Source organism: Kitasatospora sp. NPDC056531, from assembly GCF_042794375.1.
Classification (GTDB): Bacteria; Actinomycetota; Actinomycetes; order Streptomycetales; family Streptomycetaceae; genus Kitasatospora.
On sequence record NZ_JBHTTU010000177.1, the window covers coordinates 1 to 7,184 of the forward strand.

Annotated in this window: 2 protein-coding genes; both read left to right on the plus strand. The window is 74.0% G+C overall.

Annotated elements, in window-relative coordinates; all coding sequences use genetic code 11:
• Nucleotides 1-1,011: beta-ketoacyl reductase (locus ACFQ87_RS43360; protein WP_380616532.1), on the plus strand; the 1,011-nt coding region annotated here is incomplete at its 5' end.
• A 78-nt stretch (nt 1,012-1,089) separates the two neighbouring features.
• A partial coding sequence (locus ACFQ87_RS43365) for a type I polyketide synthase (protein ID WP_380616534.1) occupies nt 1,090-7,184 on the plus strand: 6,095 nt, incomplete at its 3' end.

The following is a 7,184-nucleotide window of genomic DNA, read 5'->3' on the forward strand; positions in this document are numbered from 1 at the left end:
CGCTTCGACACCGTCCTGCGCCCGAAGCTCGATGCCGCCTGGCACCTGCACGAGCTCACCCAGAACCTGGACCTGTCGACCTTCGTGCTGTTCTCGTCGGTGGCGGGCACCTTCGGCGCGCCGGGCCAGGGCAACTACGCGACGGCCAACACTTTCCTGGACGCGCTGGCCCAGCACCGCAAGGCGCTCGGCCTGCCCGCGGTCTCCCTCGCCTGGGGCCTGTGGGCCGAGGAGTCGGGCATGACCGGCGCGCTCGGCGACGGCAACCTCCACCGCATCAACCGCAACGGCGTCGAAGGGCTCTCCTCCACGGAGGCGCTCGAACTCCTCGACACCGCCCAGACGATGGGCGAGGCGGTCCTGCTGCCGGCTCGCCTGGACCTGGCCGGGCTGCGTACCCAGACCGGTACGGCGAACGTGCCCGCGCTGCTGTGCAACCTGGTGCGCGTGCCCGTCCGTGCCGCGGCCGCGGCCGGTGCCGACGCCGGCACCGCGCTGGCACGGCGGCTCGCGGCGATGCCGGAGTCGCAGCGCGTCGGCGTGCTGCTGGACCTGGTGCAGACCCAGGTCGCAGCCGTCCTCGGACACGCCTCCTCCGCGGACATCGAAGGGAGCCGCGCGTTCAACGACCTCGGCTTCGACTCGCTGACCGCGGTCGAACTGCGCAACCGGCTCAACGCCGCGACCGGGCTGCGGCTCCAGGCCACGGTGATCTTCGACTACCCGACCGTCGCCGCTCTCGCCCGGTACCTCAGTACGGAACTGGAGACCGCGGCCGGGTTGAGGCCCGACGTCGACCAGGGTGAGGAGCGGATCCGAGAGGCGTTCGCGACAATCCCGCTCTCCCGGTTGCGGGAGGCCGGCGTCATGGACGTCCTGCTGCGGCTCGCCGGCATCGCTGACGAGCCGGACGCCGCCGACGAGAGCGTCGCCGTCGAGGCGATCGACGCCATGGACGCGGAGAGCCTGCTCCGCATGGTCTTCGACAGCAGCGACAACCCTCCGGCCTAGCACGGCCTTCGACAACAGCGACAAGTCCCGGGCCCAGTACGGCCTTCGACAACATCTCCGCTTCGCCACGATTGGATTTTGGACATCTCGATGGATGCCTCGCAGGAAAAGTTCGTCGAAGCGCTCCGGCTGTCCGTGAAGGAGACCGAGCGCCTGCGCCAGGAGAACCGCCGGCTCGCCGAGGCATCGCGGGAGCCCATCGCGATCGTCGGCATGAGCTGCCGCTTCCCCGGCGGCGCGCAGGACCCGGAGGGGTTGTGGGACCTGCTGGTCTCCGGCCGTGACGCGTTCTCCGACTTCCCGGCCGCCCGCGGCTGGGACATGGACGCGCTGTACGACCCGGACCCCGGGGTGAAGGGCAAGTCGTACGTCGCGCAGGGCGCCTTCCTGGAGACGGCGGAGGAGTTCGACGCGGGGTTCTTCGGCATCTCGCCGCGTGAGGCCCTGGCCATGGACCCGCAGCAGCGGCTGCTGCTGGAGGCGTCCTGGGAGGCGTTCGAGCGGGCCGGGATCGATCCGGAGGCGCTGCGCGGCAGCACCACCGGGGTCTTCGTCGGCTCCAGCGGCCAGGACTACATGACCCTGCTGACCGCTGCCGCCGGGCAGACCGACAAGCTGGAGGGGTTGATCGGTACCGGCAACGCCCCCAGCGTCGCCTCCGGACGGCTGGCGTACTCGTTCGGTCTGGAGGGGCCGGCGGTGACGGTCGACACGGCCTGCTCGTCCTCGCTGGTCTCCCTGCACCTGGCGGTGCAGGCGCTGCGCCAGGGGGAGTGCAACCTGGCGCTGGCCGGCGGCGTGACGGTGATGTCGACGGCTGGGCCGTTCCTCGAGTTCAGCCGGCAGGGCAACCTGGCCCGCAACGGTCGCTGCAAGCCCTTCGCGGCCGCGGCCGACGGCACCGCCTGGGGCGAGGGCGTGGGCATGCTGCTGGTCGAGCGGCTCTCCGACGCGCGGCGCAACGGGCACCCGGTGCTCGCCGTCGTCCGCGGCAGCGCCGTCAACCAGGACGGCGCCTCCAACGGTCTGACGGCGCCGAACGGTCCGTCCCAGCAGCGGGTGATCCGGGCCGCCCTGGCCAACGCCCGGCTGACGGCCGCCGAGGTCGACGCGGTGGAGGCGCACGGGACGGGCACCACGCTGGGTGACCCGATCGAGGCGCAGGCGCTGATCGCGACCTACGGTCAGGACCGTGACGCGGACCGGCCGCTGCTGCTCGGCTCGGTCAAGTCGAACCTCGGCCACACCCAGGCGGCAGCCGGCGTGGTCGGCGTGATCAAGATGGTGCTGGCGATGCACCACGGCGTCCTGCCGCGCACCCTGCACGTCGACGAGCCCACCCCGCACGTGGACTGGTCGGCCGGCGCGGTGGAGCTGCTGACCGAGACTGTGTCGTGGCCCGAGACCGGCGCGGCCCGGCGTTCCGCGGTCTCCTCGTTCAGCATGAGCGGGACCAACGCCCACGTGGTGCTGGAAGCCGCGCCGGCGGAGGAGCCGCCGGCTGCCGCCCGGCCGGCGGGCGCCGGCGACCAGGACGCGGAGCGGACGGAGAGCGCCCTGGCGCTGGGCGAGCTGGTGCCCTCGGTGGTGTCCGCACGCTCGGCCGAGGCACTGCGCGAGCAGGCGGCCCGCCTGTTGGAACACCTGCGGGCCCAGCCCGACCTGGCCGCCGTGGATGTGGCCACCTCGCTGCTCGGAACCCGCAACGCCATGGAACACCGCGCGGCGCTGGTCGCCGCCGACCGCGAGGAGCTGCTGGCCGGACTGGCTGCGCTCGCGGCGGGCGAGGACCGCACCGGCCTGGTGCGGGGTGCGGCCCGCGCCGGCCGCGGTCCGGTCTTCGTCTTCCCCGGCCAGGGGTCGCAGTGGATCGGGATGGGCGCGCGGCTCTGGGAGGCCTCCCCGGCGTTCCGCCGCCGGGCGAGCGAGTGCGCGCAGGTCATGGACCCGTACCTCGACTGGTCGCTGCTGGACGTGCTGCGCGGCGAGCCGGGCTCCCCGTCGCTCGACCGCGTGGACGTGGCGCAGCCCGCCCTGTGGGCGATGATGGTGTCGCTCGCGGAGGTCTGGCGCTCGCTCGGCGTGGAACCCGTCGCGGTGGTGGGCCACTCCCAGGGCGAGGTGGCCGCAGCCTGCGTCGCGGGCGCGCTGACCCTCGCGGACGGGGCCCGGATCATCGCCGTCCGCAGCCAGGCCCTGGCGGCGGAGGTCGAGAAGGGCGGCATGGTGTCGGTGCTGGCACCGGCCGAGCAGGTCCGCGAGTGGCTGGCTCCGTGGAGCGACCGGATCTCGGTGGCGGCCGTCAACTCCCAGGCCGCGACCACCGTCTCGGGCGATCTGGAAGCCCTGGACGAGTTCGGCGCCGACCTCTCCAAGCGCGGGGTGATGCGCTGGCCGATCCCCGGTGTGGGCTTCGCCTCGCACTCGCCGATGGTGGAGAAGCTGCGCGAGAAGCTGCTCGCCGAGCTGGCATCGGTCCGGCCGCAGGCCTCGGAGATCCCCTTCTACTCCACGGTGACCGGCGGCCGGCTGGACACCGAGCAGCTCGACAGCGCCTACTGGTTCCGCAACCTGCGCGAGCCGGTGGAGTTCGAGCGGACCGTGCGCGAGCTGCTCGGCCACGGCCACGCGGCGTTCGTCGAGGCGAGCCCGCACCCGCTGCTCACCGCGAACGTCGAGGACATCGCCGGACAGACCGCGGCGGTGGAGGTCGCCGTCGCCGAATCGCTGCGCCGGGACGAGGACGCGCTGACCCGCTTCGCCACCTCCTTGGCGGCGGCGTACGTCCACGGCCTGACGGTCGACTGGTCGGCCGTGTTCGCGGGCCGGGACCTCCAGCGGGTCGAGCTGCCCACCTATCCCTTCCAACGGCAGCGCTACTGGCCCGAGTTCACCGCCTCGACGGGCGCCGCCGAGGCGCTGCCCGGGTCGGCCGGTGAGCTGGACGCACGGTTCTGGGCCGCGGTGGAGCAGGAGGACCTGGCCTCGCTAGCCGACACGCTCTCGATGGACGGCGAGAGCGAGCAGTTGTCGCTGGAGGCGGTGCTGCCGGTGCTGTCGCGCTGGCACCGTCGGCGTCGCGACGAGGCTGCGGTGGACGGGTGGCGCTACCGGGTGACCTGGAAGCCGGTGTCGCCCGGTACGGCGGCGCTGTCCGGCAGCTGGCTGGTGGCGGTGCCCACCGGGCAGGGTGACGACCCGTGGATCGGGACCCTCCTGGACGGCCTGCGCGGCCGCGGGGCCGAGACGGTGCTGCTGGAGACCGGCCTCGCCGACACCGAACGCGGCGCCCTGGGCGCCCGGTTGAGCGAGCTGACCGCCGAGCGGCCGCTCGCCGGCGTGCTGTCGCTGGCGGCGCTGGCGGGCGAGGAGCTGCCGGAGGCGCCGGGCATGACGGTCGGTCTGGCCGTGACCCTGGCGCTGGTCCAGGCCCTGGGCGACGCCGGGGTCGAGGCGCCGCTGTGGTGCCTGACGCGCCAGGGGCTGGCAGCGCGGCGTGCGGAGCCGGTCGACCCGATGCAGGCGCAGATCTGGGGCCTTGGCCGGGTGGCCGCGCTGGAGCACTCCCGGCGCTGGGGCGGTCTGGTCGACCTGCCCGGGTCGCTGGACGACCGGGCGTTGGACCGGCTCTGCGGCGTGCTGGCCGGAGACTCGGGCGAGGACCAGGTCGCGATCCGCTCCGCGGGCGTCTTCGGCCGCCGCCTGGCCAAGGCCGCTCCCGTCGCGGACGGGGCCGCCCCGGCCCCGTGGCGGCCCCGTGGCACCGTGCTGCTCACCGGTGGCACCGGCGCGATCGGGCCCGACGTGGCGCGCTGGCTCGCCCGCAACGGCGCCGAGCACCTGGTCCTGCCGGGCCGACGCGGCGCGGACTCCGCCGCCGCGGTCGAACTGCGCGACGAGCTCGCCGGGTCGGGCGTGCGGGTGACCCTGGCGACCTGCGACGTGACGGATCGCGAGGCGCTGGCGGAGCTGGTCCAGCAGGTCGCGGCCGAGGGCTCGCCGGTGCGCGCCGTGGTGCACGCGGCCGCGCTGATCGGCCTCGCCTCGCTGGGCGACACCAGCCTGGCCGACTTCGCCGGCGTGGTCGGCGCCAAGGTCGCCGGCGCGGCCAACCTGGACGCCGTCTTCGCCGAGGAGCAGCTGGACGCCTTCGTCCTGTTCTCCTCCGTCGCCGGCGTGTGGGGCAGCGGTGACCACGGCGCCTACTCCGCCGCCAACGCTTACCTGGACGCCCTGGCCGAGCAGCGCCGGGCGCGCGGGCTCACCGCCACCTCGGTGGCGTGGGGCATGTGGGACGCCGTCCACGTGCTGGAGAACGGCGAGGTGTTCGACACCAACGCCAACCTGATCCGCCGGGGGCTGCCGACCTTCCGGTCGGACCAGGCACTGGCGGGCCTGCAGCACGTCCTGGACCACGACGAGACCTTCCTGATGGTCGCCGACGTCGACTGGGAGCGGTTCATCGCCACCTTCACCTCGGTGCGCCCCAGCCGCCTGCTGGCGGACCTGCCCGCGGTCCGCAAGCTCCTGGAGGCCCGCCCGGCCGACGAGGCGCAGGCCGGCTCCGATGCGCTGTCCGCGCTGCGCACCCGGCTGCTGGCGCTGCCCGAGACGGACCAGCTCCTGCAGCTGACGGACCTGGTGCGGACACGCGCCGCCGAGGTGCTGGGCCACGCCTCCGCGCAGGCCATCGAGCCCGACCGGGCCTTCCGCGAACTCGGCTTCGACTCGCTGACCTCGGTCGAGCTGCGCAACCGTCTGAAGACGGCGACCGGCCTGAACCTGCCGACCACGCTGGTCTTCGACTTCCCCAGCGCGCAGGTGATGGCGGGCTTCCTCCGGAGCCGGATCCTTGACACCCCCTCGTGCTCGGCCGGCCAGGCCGACGCACTGTTCGCCCGGCAGGCCGCCGACGACGACCCGGTCGCCATCGTGGGCGTGGGCTGCCGCTACCCCGGGGGCGTCGCCTCCGCGGACGACCTGTGGGAGCTGGTGCTCCAGGAGCGGGACGTGGTCTCCGGGTTCCCCACCAACCGCGGTTGGGACACCGAGGGCGTCTACGACCCGGACCCGGAGAAGGAGGGGAAGACCTACGTCCGCGAGGGCGGGTTCCTGCACGACGCAGGGCAGTTCGACGCCGGGTTCTTCGGGATCTCGCCGCGCGAGGCCGTGGCGATGGACCCCCAGCAGCGCCTGCTGCTGGAGACCTCGTGGGAGGCGATCGAGCGGGCCGGGATCGACCCGCGCTCGCTGCGCGGTAGCCGCACCGGCGTCTACGTGGGCGGCAACGACCAGGGCTACACCCGCCAGGGCAACGCCGGCGAGGGCCTGGAGGGACACCTGATCACCGGCGGCTCGATGAGCGTGGCCTCGGGGCGGATCTCCTACGTCCTCGGGCTGGAGGGCCCGTCCCTGACCGTGGACACGGCCTGCTCCTCCTCGCTGGTCGCGCTGGACCTCGCCGTCCAGTCCGTACGCCGCGGCGAGTCCGCGCTGGCGCTGGCCGCCGGCGTCACCGTGATGGCCACTCCGGCCGGCATCACCGGCTTCTCCCGCCAGCGCGCGGTGGCCCCGGACGGGCGCTCCAAGGCGTTCGCCGACGCGGCCGACGGCATGTCCTGCGCCGAGGGCGCGGGCGTCCTGCTGGTCGAGCGGCTCTCCGACGCCCGGCGCAACGGGCACCCGGTGCTCGCCGTGGTGCGGGGCATCGCGGTGAACCAGGACGGCGCCTCGAACGGCCTGACGGCGCCGAACGGTCCCTCGCAGCAGCGGGTGATCCGCCAGGCGCTCGCCGACGCGCGGATCGCCGCGGCCGAGGTCGACGTGGTGGAGGCGCACGGGACCGGCACGAAACTCGGTGACCCGATCGAGGCGCAGGCCGTGCTGGCGACCTACGGCCAGGACCGTGACGCGGACCGTCCGCTGTTGCTCGGCTCGGTCAAGTCGAACATCGGTCACACGCAGGCCGCTGCGGGTGTCGCCGGTGTGATCAAGATGGTGATGGCGATGCGGCACGGTGTGCTGCCGCGGACGCTGCACGTGGACGAGCCGACCTCGCATGTGGACTGGTCGGCCGGCGCGGTGGAGCTGCTGACCGAGGCGCGGGACTGGCCGGAGACCGGGGGTCCGCGTCGGGCGGGTGTCTCCTCGTTCGGGGTGAGCGGCACGAATGC